At 74.6% G+C, this 16,891-nt stretch carries 17 protein-coding genes; all 17 read right to left on the bottom strand.

Going from position 1 to position 16,891, the window contains the following annotated elements; genetic code table 11:
* Positions 1 to 89: 89 nt before the first annotated feature.
* On the bottom strand, positions 90 to 1,298 hold the full coding sequence (gene metK, locus J5O08_RS15415) for a methionine adenosyltransferase (RefSeq protein WP_218707763.1): 1,209 nt from the start codon (positions 1,296 to 1,298) through the stop codon (positions 90 to 92).
* 35 nt (positions 1,299 to 1,333) lie between these two features.
* Positions 1,334 to 2,557 (bottom strand): bifunctional phosphopantothenoylcysteine decarboxylase/phosphopantothenate--cysteine ligase CoaBC, encoded by a 1,224-nt coding sequence (gene coaBC / locus J5O08_RS15410; protein WP_218707762.1) that lies wholly within the window; start codon positions 2,555 to 2,557, stop codon positions 1,334 to 1,336.
* A gap of 15 nt (positions 2,558 to 2,572) precedes the next feature.
* Positions 2,573 to 2,836, bottom strand: coding sequence for a DNA-directed RNA polymerase subunit omega (gene rpoZ / locus J5O08_RS15405; protein ID WP_147793607.1), 264 nt, complete (start codon positions 2,834 to 2,836; stop codon positions 2,573 to 2,575).
* Between the two features lie 37 nt (positions 2,837 to 2,873).
* Positions 2,874 to 3,449 carry a guanylate kinase gene (gmk, locus tag J5O08_RS15400; RefSeq protein WP_218707761.1) on the bottom strand — a complete coding sequence of 192 codons (576 nt, stop codon included), beginning with the start codon at positions 3,447 to 3,449 and terminating at the stop codon, positions 2,874 to 2,876.
* A 61-nt stretch (positions 3,450 to 3,510) separates the two neighbouring features.
* Entirely contained in the window at positions 3,511 to 3,822 is a 312-nt protein-coding gene (gene mihF / locus J5O08_RS15395) for an integration host factor, actinobacterial type (protein WP_147793609.1), read from the bottom strand.
* 211 nt (positions 3,823 to 4,033) lie between these two features.
* Positions 4,034 to 4,870 (bottom strand): orotidine-5'-phosphate decarboxylase, encoded by an 837-nt coding sequence (pyrF, locus tag J5O08_RS15390; RefSeq protein ID WP_218707769.1) that lies wholly within the window; start codon positions 4,868 to 4,870, stop codon positions 4,034 to 4,036.
* 29 nt (positions 4,871 to 4,899) lie between these two features.
* Positions 4,900 to 8,256, bottom strand: a complete 3,357-nt coding sequence (gene carB / locus J5O08_RS15385; protein WP_218707760.1) for a carbamoyl-phosphate synthase large subunit — start codon at positions 8,254 to 8,256, stop codon at positions 4,900 to 4,902.
* Positions 8,256 to 9,491, bottom strand: a complete 1,236-nt coding sequence (carA, locus tag J5O08_RS15380; RefSeq protein ID WP_218707759.1) for a glutamine-hydrolyzing carbamoyl-phosphate synthase small subunit — start codon at positions 9,489 to 9,491, stop codon at positions 8,256 to 8,258. The genes carB and carA overlap by 1 nt, the downstream gene beginning before the upstream one ends.
* Positions 9,488 to 10,030 carry a hypothetical protein gene (locus J5O08_RS15375; RefSeq protein WP_218707758.1) on the bottom strand — a complete coding sequence of 181 codons (543 nt, stop codon included), beginning with the start codon at positions 10,028 to 10,030 and terminating at the stop codon, positions 9,488 to 9,490. Before J5O08_RS15375 ends, carA begins: the two co-directional genes overlap by 4 nt.
* Complete coding sequence (locus J5O08_RS15370; RefSeq protein ID WP_218707757.1) at positions 10,030 to 11,382, bottom strand: dihydroorotase; 1,353 nt, start codon at positions 11,380 to 11,382, stop codon at positions 10,030 to 10,032. Before J5O08_RS15370 ends, J5O08_RS15375 begins: the two co-directional genes overlap by 1 nt.
* A complete protein-coding gene (locus tag J5O08_RS15365; protein WP_218707756.1) occupies positions 11,379 to 12,437 on the bottom strand; it encodes an aspartate carbamoyltransferase catalytic subunit in 1,059 nt (352 codons plus the stop codon). The genes J5O08_RS15370 and J5O08_RS15365 overlap by 4 nt, the downstream gene beginning before the upstream one ends.
* Positions 12,434 to 13,027 (bottom strand): bifunctional pyr operon transcriptional regulator/uracil phosphoribosyltransferase PyrR, encoded by a 594-nt coding sequence (gene pyrR, locus J5O08_RS15360; RefSeq protein ID WP_218707755.1) that lies wholly within the window; start codon positions 13,025 to 13,027, stop codon positions 12,434 to 12,436. The genes J5O08_RS15365 and pyrR overlap by 4 nt, the downstream gene beginning before the upstream one ends.
* 310 nt (positions 13,028 to 13,337) lie before the next feature.
* On the bottom strand, positions 13,338 to 13,754 hold the full coding sequence (gene nusB / locus J5O08_RS15355) for a transcription antitermination factor NusB (protein ID WP_147793616.1): 417 nt from the start codon (positions 13,752 to 13,754) through the stop codon (positions 13,338 to 13,340).
* 1 nt (position 13,755) lies between these two features.
* Positions 13,756 to 14,319 (bottom strand): elongation factor P, encoded by a 564-nt coding sequence (gene efp, locus J5O08_RS15350; RefSeq protein WP_147793617.1) that lies wholly within the window; start codon positions 14,317 to 14,319, stop codon positions 13,756 to 13,758.
* A 180-nt stretch (positions 14,320 to 14,499) separates the two neighbouring features.
* Positions 14,500 to 15,459: a GGDEF domain-containing protein gene (locus J5O08_RS15345; RefSeq protein ID WP_218707754.1), complete on the bottom strand. Its 960-nt coding sequence runs from the start codon at positions 15,457 to 15,459 to the stop codon at positions 14,500 to 14,502.
* A gap of 152 nt (positions 15,460 to 15,611) precedes the next feature.
* Positions 15,612 to 16,136, bottom strand: a complete 525-nt coding sequence (locus J5O08_RS15340) for a hypothetical protein (protein ID WP_308281655.1) — start codon at positions 16,134 to 16,136, stop codon at positions 15,612 to 15,614.
* Entirely contained in the window at positions 16,133 to 16,828 is a 696-nt protein-coding gene (locus J5O08_RS15335) for a SatD family protein (RefSeq protein ID WP_255590004.1), read from the bottom strand. Before J5O08_RS15335 ends, J5O08_RS15340 begins: the two co-directional genes overlap by 4 nt.
* Between the last annotated feature and the right edge of the window lie 63 nt (positions 16,829 to 16,891).

Below are 16,891 nucleotides of genomic sequence, written 5' to 3'. Positions count from 1 at the left end.
CGCGGCGCCGACCGCGTCGAGCCCGAGCAGCGTCGGCTGCTCGGGCGCGGGGGCGCCCGCCGGGTCGGGTCCGTCCGCCACGCGGTCGCTCAGGACAGGGCGGAGCGCAGGGCGTCCACGCGGTCGGTGCGCTCCCAGGTGAACTCGGGCAGGTCGCGACCGAAGTGGCCGTACGCGGCGGTCTTCCGGTAGATCGGCCGCAGCAGGTCGAGGTCCCGGATGATCGCGGCGGGGCGCAGGTCGAACACCTCGCGGATCGCCGCGGTGAGCCGGTCGACCGGCACCGTCTCGGTGCCGAAGGTCTCGACGTACAGGCCGACGGGGTGCGCCTTGCCGATCGCGTACGCGACCTGGACCTCGCAGCGGCGGGCCAGGCCCGCGGCGACGACGTTCTTGGCGACCCAGCGCATCGCGTACGCGGCGGAGCGGTCGACCTTCGACGGGTCCTTGCCGGAGAACGCGCCGCCGCCGTGCCGGGCCATGCCGCCGTAGGTGTCGACGATGATCTTGCGGCCGGTGAGGCCCGCGTCGCCCTGGGGGCCGCCGACGACGAACTGGCCGGTCGGGTTCACGAGCAGCCGGTAGTCGCTGACGTCGAGGTCCAGGCCGGCGGACTCGAGCACCGGCGCCACCACGTGCTCGGCGATCGCCGGCGCGAGCTCGGTCTCCAGGTGCACGCCCGGGCCGTGCTGGGTCGACAGCACGACGGTGTCGAGCCGCACGGCACGGTCGCCGTCGTAGCCCACGGTGACCTGGGTCTTGCCGTCGGGGCGCAGGTTCGGGACCACGCCCTCCTTGCGGACGAGCGCGAGGCGCTCCGCGAGCCGGTGCGACAGCCAGATCGGCAGCGGGAGCAGGCTCTCGGTGTCGTCCGACGCGTAGCCGAACATGAGGCCCTGGTCGCCGGCGCCCTGCAGGTCGAGCGGGTCGTGGTCGGACGCGTCCTGCCGGGACTCCCACGCCTTGTCGACGCCCTGGGCGATGTCGGGCGACTGCTGCCCGATCGACACGGACACGCCGCACGAGTCGCCGTCGAAGCCGATGTCGGAGGACGTGTAGCCGATGCCCCGGACGACCTGCCGGATGATCTGCGGGATCTCGACGTAGGCGGTCGTGGTGACCTCGCCCGCGACGTGCACCAGGCCCGTGGTCACCATCGTCTCGACCGCCACGCGGGCGGTGGGGTCCTGCTCGAGGATCGCGTCGAGGATGGCGTCGGAGATCTGGTCGCAGACCTTGTCCGGGTGCCCCTCCGTGACGGACTCGGACGTGAAGAGGCGCATGTCGGCGATGGTCATGCGCACAGGCTAGCGGGGCGCGGGGACAACCGGAGTCACGCGGGCAGCACGCGGACGACCGCGTCCCACAGCCCGTCGGCGACCGCGTCCTTGCTGCCCTCGGCCGTCGCGACCACCTCGCCGCGGGCGTCCAGGACCGTGACGGCGTTGTGCTCGGCGCCGAACCCGAGGCCCCCGCCGACGGCGTTCACCGCGAGCAGGTCCGCCCCCTTGCGGCGCGCCTTGGCCCGGCCGTGGTCGAGCACGCCGCCCGTGTCGTCGCCCGTCTCGGCGGCGAACCCGACGACCACCTGGCGACGCCCGTCGGCCCGGGGCGGGTCGGCGACCAGCCCGGCGAGCACGTCGGGGTTCTGCACCAGCTCCAGCGGCAGCACGGAGCCGTCCGCCTGCTTCTTGATCTTGTGCGCGGACCCGGCGGCGGGCCGGAAGTCGGCGACGGCGGCGGCCATCACGACCACGTCGGCCTCCGCAGCGGCGGCGCGCACGGCGTCCTGCAGCTCGGCGGTGGTCTCGACCTCGACGACCCGCACGCCGGCCGGCGGGCGGACGCCGAGGTTCGCGGCGACCAGCGTCACCCGGGCGCCACGCGCCTGCGCGGTCCGGGCCAGGGCGACGCCCTGCTTCCCGGAGGACCGGTTGCCGAGGAACCGCACGGGGTCCAGCGGCTCGCGGGTCCCGCCCGCCGACACAACGACGGTACGCCCGGCGAGGTCCTGAGGCCGGGGCTTGCCCTCGGGATCGACCAGCGCGAGCGCGGCCGCGGCGATGGCGTCCGGCTCGGGCAGCCGGCCGGGGCCGCTGTCGGCGCCGGTCAGCCGGCCGGAGTCCGGGTCGAGCACGTGCACGCCGCGCTCACGCAGCGTCGCGACGTTGGCCCGGGTCGCCGGGTGCTGCCACATCTCGGTGTGCATCGCCGGCGCCATCAGCACCGGGCACGTCGCGGTCAGCAGCGTGGCCGCGAGCAGGTCGTCGGCGCGCCCCGAGGCGGCGCGGGCCAGCAGGTCCGCGGTGGCGGGCGCGACGACGACGAGGTCGGCCTGCCGCCCGAGCCGCACGTGGGCGACCTCGGGCACCTCCTCGAACACCTCGGACGTCACCGGGTGCCCGGACAGGGCCTCCCAGGTGGCGCGCCCGACGAACTCCAGGGCCGCCCGGGTGGGCACGACGCGGACGTCGTGCCCCGCCTCGGTGAACGACCTCAGGACGTGGGCGGCCTTGTACGCGGCGATGCCGCCGGCGACGCCGAGGACGATGCGCACGTCAGCGCGGGAGGCTCAGGCCTCGTTCGGGGCGACCGTGAGCAGGCCCGCGTCGATCTCGCGCATCGCGATCGACAGCGGCTTCTCCTGCGGACGGGTCTCCACCAGCGGGCCGACGTACTCGAGCAGGCCCTCGTTGAGCTGCGAGTAGTACGCGTTGATCTGGCGCGCGCGCTTGGCCGAGTAGATGACCAGCGCGTACTTGGAGTCGGCGCGCTCGAGCAGGCGGTCGATCGGCGGGTCGGTGATGCCGATGGGCTCGGCGACGGTTCCGGACACGGTGGCTCCCGTAGTCGAAGTGGGTGGGGACTGCCCGTCAGTCTACAGCCGCGGGCAGGCCCATCAGCGCGACCAGCTCGTCCGTGGCGCGCCGGACGTCGTCGTTGACCACCACGTGGTCGAACTCGGGCTCGGCCGCCATCTCGACCTCGGCCGTGGCGAGCCGGCGCGCGCGCTCCTCCTCGTCCTCCGTGCCGCGGCCGACGAGCCGGCGGACCAGCTCGTCCATCGACGGCGGGGCGAGGAACACGAACTGGGCCTCGGGCATCGTCGTCCGGACCTGGCGCGCGCCCTGGAGGTCGATCTCGAGCAGCGCGGGCTCCCCGGCGGCCAGCCGCTCCTCGACGGGCCGCCGGGGGGTGCCGTAGCGGTTCCGGCCGTGCACCACCGCCCACTCGAGCAGCTCGCCCTCGGCGACCATGCGGTCGAACTCCTCGGGCGTGACGAAGTGGTAGTGCAGGCCGTCGACCTCGCCCGGCCGGGGGGACCGGGTGGTCGCCGACACGGAGAGCCAGACCTGCGGGTACCGCGCCCGCAGGTCGGCGGACACGGTCCCCTTGCCGACGGCCGTGGGTCCGGCGAGGACGGTCAACCGGGCGCGCGGCGTCGTCATGCTGGTCTGGTGCTCCTGGAGTTGTGCGGCCCCTCGGGCCGGCGTCGGTGGGGCCGACCGGTCACCCGAACCGGTCGATCAGCGCCTTCACCTGGTGCGGGCCGAGGCCACGCACGCGGCGCGTCTCCGAGATCCCGATCTCGGAGATGATCTGGCGTGCCTTGACCTTACCCACTCCCGGGAGGGACTCGAGCAGGGCGAGGACCTTGAGCTTGCCGATGGTCTCGTCCTTCTGGCCCTGGGCGATCACCTCGGACAGCGAGCCCTGCGAGTACTTCAGCCGGTTCTTGACCTCCGCGCGGGCCTGGCGCGCGGCGGCGGCCTTCTCGAGCGCCGCTGCGCGCTGCTCGGGGGTGAGAGTCGGAAGTGCCACGTGAGTCACCTTCTCATCACTGTCAGGAGGCAGGGACATGGAACATACGTGATCCCCGGGGTACCCGGTGCGACGTCGCACCCGGCCCTGGGGCCCATCTCCCGAGGATGGCACGGGAAGGGCGAACCGGCACGTCCCGGCAGCGTGTCGCGTCGAAGACGCCCCGGACCCGTCGCTCGGGGCAACGGGTCCGGGGCGCGGAGCGCGGGTGTCAGCGCAGCGCGGCGCCTGCCGCGTCGGCGGCCGCGCGGGCGGCGTCCCGCAGGGCGCCGACACCCGGTCCGGCGGCCAGCACGCCACGCGAGGACGACGCGAGCACGGCCGACCGCGCGTCGCCGAACACCGCGGCGAGCTCCGCGGGACCCGCGCCCTGCGCCCCCACACCGGGGGCCAGCAGCGGCCCGCGCACCGCGGCCAGGTCGACGCCAAGCCGCGCGGCCGCGTCGCCGACGGTGGCGCCGACGACCAGGCCGATCGAGCCCAGCGCCTCCCCCGCCGCCACGCCCCCGTCCGCGAGCTCCGCCGCGTTCGACGCCGCGGCCGAGCGCGCCACCCGGTCCGCCACGGCCACGCCGTCGGCGCCCCGCGCGTGCTGCACCTCCGGCCCCTCGGGGTTCGAGGTGAGCGCGAGCACGAACAGCCCCCGACCGGTGGCCAGCGCCAGGTCCGCGGCGGGCGCGAGCGAACCGAAGCCCAGGTACGGCGACACCGTGAGCGCGTCGCCCGCCAGCGGCGAGCCGTCCCGGAGGAACGCGTCGGCGTAGGCGCCCATGGTCGAGCCGATGTCGCCGCGCTTGGCGTCGACCACGACGAGCGTCCCGGTGTCCCGGCCCGCCGCGACGACCTCCTCCAGCGCGGCGACGCCCGCGGAGCCGTGCCGCTCGAAGAACGCGGCCTGCGGCTTCACGGCCGCGATCCGGCCGCCCACGGCCTCCATGACGGTCAGCGCGAACCGGCGCACGCCCTCGGCGCTGTCCGGCAGCCCCCACGCGTCCAGGAGGGACGCGTGGGGGTCGATGCCGACGCAGAGCGGCCCGTGCTCGGCCATCGCCGCCGAGAGGCGGGCGCCGAACGGCCTCACGCCACGACCCCGGAGCCCCCGGCGACCGCCGCGCCCGCGGCCACCGCGGCCCGGCGCCCGGCGGTCGCCGCGTCGTGCTCCTGCAGGCTCGCCACGCCGAACGGACCGGCCAGCGCCGCCTCGATGCCCTGCACCGCGGCGCCGAGCTGCTGCACGGTCGTGACGATCGCCTTGTCCGCCGCGGTGGTGGCCGCGCGGATCTCGTAGCCGTCGGCGCGCGCGCCCTGCCCGGAGGGCGTGTTCACGACGATGTCGACCTCGCCGGCCGAGATGAGGTCGACGATCGTCGGCTCGCCCGCCGGCCCGCGGCCGGACGAGAACTTCCGCACGACCGTCGAGGCGATGCCGTTGCGCTTGAGCACCGCGGCGGTGCCGTCGGTCGCGAGGATCTCGAAGCCCAGCTCCTGCAGGCGCTTCACCGGGAACACGATCGACCGCTTGTCCCGGTCGGCGACCGAGATGAACGCCCGGCCCGAGGTCGGCAGGCCGCCGAACGCCGCGGACTGCGACTTGGCGAACGCCGTCGGGAAGTCGGTGTCGAAGCCCATGACCTCGCCGGTGGACCGCATCTCCGGGCCGAGCACGGTGTCGACCACGGTGCCGTCGCCGGTGCGGAACCGCTTGAACGGCAGCACGGCCTCCTTGACGGCGATCGGCGCGTCCAGGTCGATGACCCCCGCGTCGTCGGCCGGCAGCACGCCGGAGGCGCGCAGGTCGGCGATCGACTTCCCGGTCATGACGAGCGCGGCCGCCTTGGCCAGCGGGACGCCCGTCGCCTTCGACACGAACGGCACCGTGCGGGACGCACGCGGGTTCGCCTCGAGGACGTAGAGCACGTCGGACACCAGCGCGAACTGGATGTTGAGCAGGCCGCGGACCCCGACGCCCTTCGCGATGGCCTCGGTCGACACCTTGATCCGCTGCAGCTCGGACCCGGACAGCGACACCGGCGGCAGCACGCACGCCGAGTCGCCCGAGTGGATGCCGGCCTCCTCGATGTGCTCCATGACGCCGCCGAGGAACAGCTCGGTGCCGTCGTACAGCGCGTCGACGTCGATCTCGATGGCGTCGTCCAGGAACCGGTCGATCAGCAGCGGGGGCAGCGCGCCGCCGCGGGCGGTGGCCTCGGCCAGCGCGCGCTCGACGTACTCGGTCAGCTGCTCGTCGGAGTAGACGATCTCCATGCCGCGGCCGCCGAGCACGTACGACGGGCGCACGAGAACCGGGTAGCCGATCCGGGCGGCGGTCTCCCGCGCGACCGGCAGCGTGGTGGCGGTGCCGAACGCGGGCGCGGGCAGGCCCGCGGCGGCGAGCACGGCGCCGAACGCGCCGCGGTCCTCGGCGGCGTCGATGGCGGCCGGCGGGGTGCCGAGGATCGGCAGGCCGGCGTCCTCCAGGCGCTGCGCGAGCGACAGCGGCGTCTGGCCGCCGAGCTGCACGATGATCCCGGCGACCGGGCCGGCGGCCTTCTCGGCCTCGTAGACCTCGAGGACGTCCTCGAAGGTCAGCGGCTCGAAGTACAGCCGGTCCGCCGTGTCGTAGTCCGTGGACACGGTCTCGGGGTTGCAGTTGACCATGACGGTCTCGTACTCGCCCTTGAGCGCCAGCGTCGCGTGCACGCAGGAGTAGTCGAACTCGATGCCCTGGCCGATGCGGTTCGGGCCCGAGCCGAGGATGAGCACCGCGGGGCGCTCGCGCGGGGCGACCTCGGTCTCCTCGTCGTAGGACGAGTAGTGGTACGGCGTGCGGGCCGCGAACTCGGCGGCGCAGGTGTCGACGGTCTTGTAGACCGGGCGGACGCCCAGCGCCTGCCGCACCTCGCGGGCCACGTCCTCGCCGATCCCGCGCAGCTGCGCGACCTGGACGTCGGACAGCCCGTGCCGCTTGGCGCGGCGCAGCACCGCGGCGGTCAGCTCCGGCGCGGCGGCGGTCTCCGCGGCGACCTCGTTGATCAGCTGCAGCTGGTCGAGGAACCACGGGTCGATGCCGGTCCGGGCGTACACCTCGTCGACGGAGACGCCGGCGCGCAGCACCTGCTGCACGTCGACCAGGCGGTGCTCGGTCGGGCGGGAGATGGTCGCGACCAGCGCGTCCAGCGCCTCGCCGGTGAGCGCCTCGCCGTCCCAGTGGAACGTCGTGCCCTTCCGGTCGATGGAGCGCATGGCCTTGCCCAGCGCCTCGGTGAAGTTGCGGCCCAGGGCCATCGCCTCGCCGACGGACTTCATCGTGGTGGTCAGCGTCGGGTCGGCGGCCGGGAACTTCTCGAACGCGAACCGCGGCACCTTGACCACGACGTAGTCGAGCGTGGGCTCGAACGACGCCGGGGTGGAGCCCGTGATGTCGTTCGGGATCTCGTCCAGCGTGTAGCCCACGGCCAGGCGGGCCGCGATCTTCGCGATCGGGAAGCCCGTGGCCTTCGACGCCAGGGCCGAGGACCGGGACACCCGCGGGTTCATCTCGATGACGATGATCCGGCCGGTGTCCGGGTTCACCGCGAACTGGATGTTGCAGCCGCCGGTGTCGACGCCGACCTCGCGGATCACCGCGATGCCGATGTCGCGCAGCCGCTGGTACTCCCGGTCGGTCAGCGTGAGCGCCGGGGCCACGGTGACCGAGTCACCGGTGTGCACGCCGACCGGGTCGACGTTCTCGATCGAGCAGACGACCACGACGTTGTCCGCCTTGTCGCGCATGAGCTCGAGCTCGTACTCCTTCCAGCCGAGGATCGACTCCTCCAGGAGCACCTCGGTGGTCGGCGAGTAGTGCAGGCCCTGGCCGACGATCCGGCGGAGGTCCGTCTCGTCGTACGCGATGCCGGAGCCGAGGCCGCCCATGGTGAACGACGGGCGGACGACGACCGGGTAGCCCAGGTCCTCGACGGCGCCGAGCGCGTCCTCGATGGTGTGCACGATCGCCGACCGCGCGGACTCGCCGCCGCAGACCTCGACGACCTGCTTGAACTGCTCGCGGTCCTCGCCCTTCTGGATCGCGGGGATGTTGGCGCCGATCAGCTCGACGCCGTACTCCTCGAGCACCCCGGCCTCGTCCAGGGCGATCGCCGCGTTGAGCGCGGTCTGGCCGCCCAGCGTCGGCAGGATCGCGTCCGGGCGCTCCTTGGCGATGATCGCGGTCAGCACCTCGGTGGTGATCGGCTCGACGTAGGTCGCGTCGGCGAACTCCGGGTCGGTCATGATCGTCGCCGGGTTGGAGTTCACGAGGACGACCCGCAGGCCCTCCTCCTTGAGCACGCGGCACGCCTGGGTGCCGGAGTAGTCGAACTCCGCGGCCTGGCCGATGACGATCGGGCCGGAGCCGATGACGAGGACGGAGTGGATGTCGGTGCGGCGAGGCATCAGGCGCCCTTCGGGGAGTCGGTGACGTCGGTGGCCTGGCCCGCGGCAGTGCCTGTAGCGGACCCCCGGTCCGCCTCGCGCATCAGGTCCAGGAACCGGTCGAACAGGTAGGCGGCGTCGTGCGGGCCCGCGGCGGCCTCGGGGTGGTACTGCACCGAGAAGGCCGGCAGGTCGAGGGCGGCCAGGCCCTCGACGACGTCGTCGTTGAGGTCGACGTGCGAGACGGTCACGCGGCCGTACCGCCCGCCGTCGTGCGGGGCGACGGACACCTCGTCGAGCGGGGCGTCGACCGCGAAGCCGTGGTTGTGCGCGGTGATCTCGACCCGGCCCGTGGCGCGGTCGAGCACCGGCTGGTTCACGCCGCGGTGCCCGTAGCCGAGCTTGTAGGTGCCGTAGCCGAGCGCCCGCCCGAGCAGCTGGTTGCCGTAGCAGATGCCGAAGAACGGGATCTTGCGGTCCAGCACCTCGCGGAGCAGCTCGACCTCGTGGGTCGCCGCGGACGGGTCGCCCGGGCCGTTGGAGAAGAACACGCCGTCCGGCGCGGTGGCGAGCACGTCGTCGATGGACGACTGCGCCGGCAGCACGTGCACCTCGATGCCGCGCTCGGCCATCCGGTTCGGGGTCATCGACTTGATGCCGAGGTCGACGGCGGCGACGCGGGCGACGGGCTCCGCGAGCTCGGCGCCGTCCGGGCCGAGCGCCTTCACGACGTACGCGGCGTCCGTGGACACCTCGCCCGCCAGGTCGGCGCCGGCCATCTGCGGGCGGTCCTGCACCTCGGCGACCAGGTCCTCGGCCGCGCGGCGGCGGCCGGCGGCGTCGAGCAGCGCGTCGCCGGACACGATCGCGGCGCGCATCACGCCGCGCTCGCGCAGGTGCCGGGTCAGCGCCCGGGTGTCGATGCCGGAGATGCCGACGACGCCCTGCGCCGCCAGCTCCTCGTCCAGGCTGCGGTCGCTGCGCCAGTTGGACGCGCGGCGCGCGGGGTCCCGCACGACGTAGCCGGACACCCAGATCCGACCCGACTCGGGGTCCTCGTCGTTGACGCCGGTGTTGCCGATGTGCGGCGCGGTCATCACGACGATCTGGCGGTGGTAGCTGGGGTCGGTCAGCGTCTCCTGGTACCCGGTCATGCCGGTGTTGAAGACGATCTCGCCCCAGGTGGTGCCGGTGGCCCCGTAGGCCTCGCCGGCGAACGTCCGCCCGTCCTCCAGGACCAGCAGTGCGTCCGTCATGAGCTCTCCTTGGACCCGCCCGCGGCGGGTGTCGATCCGATGAGTGTCTGGGTGGCCGCGCGCAGCTCGTCCGCCTCCTGGCGGTGCCGCAGTCGCAGGCCGGTGTCGAGGCCGCGGGGGTCGTCGTCCGGGCTGGGGACCCAGGTCAGCACGACCAGCCCCTCGCCGCCGACGACCTTGCCGGCCATGCCGCCGGAGGTGCCCACCGCGCGCAGCGCCGCGCGCGGGACGAACACGTCCGGCGCCCCTCGTCGTCGCACCACCACGCCGGCCTCGTGGACCGCGACCGTGGCGGCCGAGCGCACGCCGAGGCCGTGCGACCCGACCCGGTCGAGCCAGTCGCCGGAACGGGTCGTCGACACGTACGTCGCGTCGAGCGGCACGGTCCGGGCCTCGCCGAGCGCGTCGTCGGCGGGGACGGACGGCGGAGCGGGGACGGCGTCCGGGCCGCGCCGCAGCCGGCGCCAGCCCTTCGCCATGCCGAGCAGCAGCGCGGCGCCGAGCACGACGAGGATCGTCACGGACAGCCAGGGCGGCATCAGGGCGTCACCCGCCCCGCCGCGAACCGCGGGTCGGCCGGGTCGCCCTGGGGCACGCCGTCGAGCACGGTGGCGCGGCCGCGCAGGAACGTCGCGACGACCCGGCCCGGCAGCTCCCGGCCCCGCAGCGGCGAGTTCGCCGACGCGGTGGCCTGCCGCTCGGGCTCGACCACGCGACGCTGCTCCGGGTCGACCAGCACGAGGTTGGCCGGCTCCCCCACCGCGATCGGGCGGCCGTGGCCCTCGACGCGGCCGATCCGCGCGGGGTTCGTGGACAGCACCCGGGCGACGTCGGCCCAGGTCATCCGGCCGGTGTCGACCATCGTCTGCTGCACGACCGACAGCGCGGTCTCCAGGCCGGTCATGCCGAACGCGGCCGCCGCCCACTCGCAGTCCTTGTCCTCGCGGGTGTGCGGGGCGTGGTCGGTGGCGACGATGTCGATCGTGCCGTCGGCCAGGCCCCCGCGGACAGCGTCGACGTCCGCCTGCGTGCGCAGCGGCGGGTTCACCTTGAACACCGGGTCGTAGCCGCGGGCCTCCTCGTCCGTCAGGACCAGGTGGTGCGGGGTGACCTCGGCGGTGACGTCGATGCCGCGCGACTTCGCCCAGCGGACGATCTCCACCGAGCCGGCCGTCGACAGGTGGCAGACGTGCAGCCGCGAGCCGACGTGCTCGGCCAGCAGCACGTCGCGGGCGATGATCGCCTCCTCCGCGACGGCGGGCCAGCCGGCCAGGCCGATCTCGGCGGACACGACGCCCTCGTGCATCTGGGCGCCCTCGGTCAGCCGCGGCTCCTGCGCGTGCTGCGCGATCACGCCGTCGAACGCCTTCACGTACTCCAGCGCGCGGCGCATCAGCACCGGGTCGTGCACGCACTTGCCGTCGTCGCTGAACACCCGCACCCGGGCGGCGGAGTCGGCCATCGCGCCGAGCTCGGCGAGGTGCTCCCCCGCCAGGCCCACGCTGACCGCGCCGACGGGGTGCACGTCGGTCCAGCCGGCCTGCGCGCCGAGGCGCCACACCTGCTCGACGACGCCGGCCGTGTCCTGGGTCGGGGTGGTGTTCGCCATCGCGTGCACCGCGGTGAACCCGCCGGCCGCCGCGGCGCGGGTGCCGGACGCGATCGTCTCGGCGTCCTCCCGGCCGGGCTCGCGCAGGTGGGTGTGCAGGTCGACCAGGCCGGGCAGCAGCACCATGCCGGTCGCGTCGATCACGTCGAGGTCGTCGGGCGCGTTCTCGGCGGCGTCGCCGGCCTCCGGGCCGATCGCCGCGACCAGGCCGCCGGCGACCAGGACGTCGGTGGGCTCGCCGCCGAGGATGCGGACGTCCTTGAGCAGGTACTGCGCGGTCATGCGGTGGCTCCGGCGGTCGTGGCGGGCGCGGCGGCAGCCGCAGAGGTGCTGGTCAGGGCGGGGACGGCTCCCGTGGCGGGGGCGCCGGCGGTGTCGCCGTCGCCCGCGAGCAGCAGGTAGAGCACCGCCATGCGCACGGCCACGCCGTTCGCGACCTGCTCGACGATCACGGCCCGCGGGGAGTCCGCCGCGTCCGCGGAGATCTCCAGCCCGCGGTTCATCGGCCCGGGGTGCAGCACGATGCTGTGGTCCGGCAGCGTCGCGAGGCGGCGCGCGTCCAGGCCGTACAGCCGGGTGTACTCCAGCGGGCTCGGGAAGAACCCGCCGCCGGCCGTCGACATCCGCTCGCGCTGCACGCGCAGCATCATCACCGCGTCGGGCCCCTGGGCGAGGACGTCGTCCAGCCGGTAGGACACCTCGGCCGGCCAGGGGCCGACGCCGACGGGCAGCAGGGTGGGCGGGGCGACGAGCGTCACGCGGGCGCCGAGCGTGTGCAGCAGGTCGACGTTCGACCGGGCGACCCGGCTGTGCAGCACGTCCCCGACGACCGCCACGTGCAGGCCGGCGAGGTCGTTCCCGACGCCGTCGGGGTTCGTGGCGCTGCCCGTCAGGTGCCGGCGGATCGTGAACGCGTCGAGCAGCGCCTGCGTCGGGTGCTGGTGCATCCCGTCGCCGGCGTTGACCACCGCGGCCTCGGTCCAGCCGGCGTGCGCGAGCGTGTGCGGCGCGCCGCTGGCCTGGTGCCGGATCACGATCGCGTCCGCGCCCATCGCCTGCAGGGTCAGCGCGGTGTCCTTGAGCGACTCGCCCTTGGACACGCTCGACCCCTTGGCCGAGAAGTTGATGACGTCCGCGCTCAGCCGCTTGGCGGCCGTCTCGAAGGAGATGCGCGTGCGGGTCGAGTCCTCGAAGAACAGGTTGACCACCGTGCGGCCGCGCAGCGTCGGCAGCTTCTTGATCTGCCGGCCCTGGGTCGCGGCCATCTGGGCGGCCGTGTCGAGGACGCGGATCGCGGCGGCGCGGTCGAGGTCGGCCGTGGACAGGAGGTGCCTCATCGCGGGCCCCCCTCGATGACGACCTCGGTGCGGCCGTCCGTCTCGGCGAGCAGCACGCGCACGCGCTCCGCCGTCGACGTCGGGAGGTTCTTGCCGACGAAGTCCGCCCGGATCGGCAGCTCGCGGTGCCCGCGGTCCACCAGGGCGGCCAGCTGCACCGCGCGCGGGCGGCCCAGGTCGTTGAGGGCGTCCAGCGCCGCGCGGATCGTGCGGCCGGAGTACAGCACGTCGTCCACCAGCACGACGACCTTGCCGTCGATGCCGCCGCCCGGGACCGTCGTGGCCCCGATGCTGCGGGTGGGGTGCTGCGCCAGGTCGTCGCGGTACATCGTGACGTCCAGGCTGCCGACCAGGTCCTCGGCCACCAGGCCGGGCTCCACGGCCGCGAGCCGCGCCGCCAGGCGGTGCGCCAGCGGGACGCCGCGGGTCGGGATGCCGAGGACCACGAGGTCGTCGCCGCCCTTGTTGCGCTCGAGGATCTCGTGGGCGATGCGCGTCAGCGCGCGGGCCACGTCCTGCTCGCCTAGTACAACTGTTGCGACTGTGTCCGCGACGCTCGAGTCGTCGGGCACGGGGGTACCGGAGGTCATCCGGGCCGCTCCTTCCCCGCCTCACGGGACGGTGTTAAAGGAATGCTCGTTCCCCGGCACCTTACACAGCGGTCGCGGCTGCGGCCCGCCGCGTCCACGCCGCGGGCGGCGTGACCCGCACCACGCCCGCGCTCCGCACGGCCCTCGCCCACCCGCTGCCGCGTCACGTCCGCCGAGATGGCAACTCTCGGCTGTGTCGGGCGGCCCGCGCACAGCCGAGAGTTGCCATCTCGGCACCGAGCGCAGCGCGGGGACGCAGGACGGCCCCCGTCCGCCCGGGAGGGCGGCGGGGGCCGAGCGCGCGTGCGGGTCAGGCCAGGAGGGTCGGCTTCAGGTCGACCAGGCGGCCCAGCAGGCCGTTGACGAAGCCCGGGGACTCGTCGGTCGACAGGCTGCGGGCCAGCTCGACGGCCTCGTCCACGGCGACCGCGTCGGGCACGTCGTCGTTGAACAGGATCTCCCACGTGCCGATCCGCAGCAGCTCGCGGTCGACCGCGGGCATCCGCTCGATCGTCCAGCCGTGCGAGTGGGTCGCGATGACCTCGTCGATCCGGGCGCGCTGCGCCTGCACGCCCTCGACCAGCTCCACCGAGTACTGCGGCAGGGCCGCCTCGGTGCCGGGCTGCGCGATGCGGTCCGCGAGCACGGTCAGCGGGTCGAGCCGGCGCTGCTCCGCCTCGAAGAGGACGTCGAGGGCCCGCTTGCGGGCCTTGGTACGAGCTCCCACCTCAGTCGTTCACGCGACCCAGGTAGCTGCCGTCGCGGGTGTCGACCTTGACCTTGGTGTCCGACTCGAGGAACAGCGGGACCTGGATCTGGTAGCCGGTCTCCAGCGTCGCGGGCTTGGTGCCGGCCGAGGAGCGGTCCCCCTGCAGGCCGGGCTCGGTGTACGTGACCATGAGGGTCACCGACGGCGGGAGCTCGACATACAGCGGCACGCCGTCGTTGGTCGCGACCATCGCGCTGGTGCTCTCGAGCATGAAGTTCGCGGCGTCGCCCACGGTGGCAGCCGGGACGGTGATCTGGTCGTAGGTGTCCGTGTCCATGAACACGAAGTCCTCGCCGTCCTTGTACAGGTACTGCATGTCGCGCTTGTCGACGTTCGCCGTCTCGACCTTGGTGCCGGCGTTGAACGTGCGGTCGACGACCTTGCCCGAGAGGACGTTCTTCAGCTTGGTGCGGACGAACGCGCCGCCCTTGCCGGGCTTCACGTGCTGGAACTCGATGACCGTCCAGAGCTGGCCGTCGATCCTCAGCACGGTGCCGTTCTTCAGGTCGTTCGTCGTCGCCACGTGTCGCTGCTTCCTGTTCTGGGTGCGTCTGCCGGGGCCGCCACGCGCTCCCGCGGGTCGCGGGCGGGGCTGGGCCGCCGACCATCCTAGCGCGCGGGACCGCCCGGCGACCGCGCTGCTCCGGCGCGCGGCGCACCGGGTCCTCCTCGGCCGCCACCCGGCCGGGCCGCGCGCCCGGCGTCAGAGGTTCCCGGCGAGGGTCCTGCGCGCGTCCTTCGCGGCGAACAGGTCGGCGTCGGCACGGTCGAGCAGGCTGCGCACGCCGTCGTCGGGCAGAAGCGTCGCGACGCCCGCGCTCGACGACAGCGCCTGCCCGCTCGCCGCCGACGATGCCCAGCGCCGGGCCTCGGCCTCGCCGACCCCCGGGAGCACCGCGAGGAACTCGTCCCCGCCGACACGCCCGAGGACCGCCCGGGGCGGGAGGGCCGCACGCCACGCCGCGGACAGGGCCGCCATGAGGTCGTCGGCGCCGAGGTGGCCGTGCCGGGCGTTCACCACCTTGAAGTCGTCGATGTCGAACGCCACGACGCTCAGCGGCGCGCCGCTCCGCAGGGCGCGCGGGACCAGGTCGGCCACGCGCTCGTAGAACGCGCCGCGGTTCAGCGCCCCGGTGAGGTGGTCGGTGCGGGCCTGGCGCCGCAGCCGCTCGGACTGCTGCGCCATCAGCCAGCACGACAGCAGCGCCATCGTGCTCGCGGCCACCACGATCACCGGGTGCACCGAGGCGGGCGCGAACGTCGCGGACAGGGCGATCGCGGCGACCACGACCCCGGCGACCACCGCCGCGCGCCGCCGCTCGAGCGCGTACGCCGCGAACTGCCCCGCGACGACGAACCCGAGCGCGAACACCACGACGCCCTGCGCGGTGTGGCAGGACGTCACGAGCACCGCGGACACGACGACGCCCGCGATCACCACCGCCTGCGTGCTGCGCTGGTGCACGGGCAGCGCGAGCAGGAGGCCGCACAGGACCACGTCAACCGCCGACACCACGAGCCACCACTGCGCCGGCGAGAACGGGTCGGCGGGCCAGATGCCGCCCAGCGCGGTCACGACCGCCATGACGAACAGGCCGATCGCCAGGTGGTCGCGCGCGGCGACGTCACGGTCCTCCCCCGGCCGTTCCTGGTCACCGCGCATGCGTGCCCCATCGGGAAGCGCTGCCCGTGACTGGACCGCTGGATCGGGTGAACCAGCGCGCACGGGGACGCTGACTCCTGCGTGTCGCCGGTACGGCGGGTCAGGAGGCGCGGCGGGCCAGGAAGGCGCGGCGCGTCAGGAGGCGCGGCGCGTCAGCGGGTCAGCAGCCAGCGGCCGAGCACCCCGATGCCCGCCGCCCAGACGAGCGACGCCAGCGTGCCGATCACGAACCGCTCCGACACCGCCGGGTCGTCGCCCGCGCGCAGCTCCGGGTACCGGCCGAGGCCCTTGACCGCGACGACGACCGCGACCCCGCCGGGCTCGCCCGCCAGCAGCGTGCCGGTGATCGCCAGGCGCTCAAGCACCCCGATCCAGGTGCCGCCGCGCAGCTTGGCGCGGGCCCGGTCGCTGTCGGGACCGTCGCCGAGCGCGCGGGCGTTCGCGTCGCCGTCCGCGCCCGGGTTGACCCGGCCCTTGCGGTAGTCGCGCGGGTGGTCGTTGGCGGGACCCGCCGCGGGACCCGACCCGCCCGCCGCGACCGTCGGGCGCGCGGCCCCGGGCGAGCGCCGCCCGCCCCGGTCCGCCAGCCGCAGCAGGCCCGCCGCGGCGACCCAGCCGAGGCCGACGCTGACCGCCAGCGCACCCACGACGAGCACGGTCCCCCACAGCGTCGTCACGCGCGCTCCTCCGGGTCGTCGGCGGCGGGGTCGGGTCCCCCGTCGGCCGACCCATCGTGGCCGGACCCGCCCGCGAGCCGCAGCAGGCGCGCCGCCGCGGGCCGGGCCGCGACCTCCTCGGCCCACAGCGCGGCCCGCAGCCGGGCGCTCACCGCCTGCTGGCTGATGCCGAGCGCGGCGGCGACGTCCTCCTGCCGGGCCGGCGGCTCCCCCGCCCCGCGCGCGACGAGGTCGACGACCGACCACCCCGCGGCGGTGCGCCGTGCGACGACGGAGCCCAGGAGCGTCAGCACGCCCTCCGCCTCGGCCGCCAGCTCCGGCTCGGGGCCGCGCACGGCGAGCGGGACGGCGCGCAGCCGCGACTTCGCCGCCTCGACGGCCTCGCGCGCGTGGATGAACGCGCTGCCGGACCCGGCGCGGGACGACGCCGGGAGCGGGGTGTCCACGACGCCCGCGCCGATGCCGACGCTCCACCCGCCGGTCCGGACCAGGTGCAGGGCCAGCGCGACGACGAGGTCGGCGTCGGCGAGGACCGCCTGGACCTCGTCGCCGACCGTGCGCTCGAACGGCAGCACGACCGCCCCGGGCGCCGCGTCGACGAGCGGCGAGGCAGTGGCGAGCCGGGCGAGCAGCGCGTCGACACGGTCGCCGACTCGTCGACTCCCCTCCTGGTCCACCGTCAGGGTCCACATGGGTCCAGGCTAGGACCTGGTACGGCTCGATACAACCTCTGGAGGTTGTACCGGCACCAACAA

It is taken from the genome of Cellulomonas sp. PS-H5 (assembly GCF_019265565.1).
Classification (GTDB): domain Bacteria; phylum Actinomycetota; class Actinomycetes; order Actinomycetales; family Cellulomonadaceae; genus Cellulomonas.
Note: the sequence above shows the minus strand (reverse complement) of the source record. Positions and strands in the feature narration are given on the sequence as shown.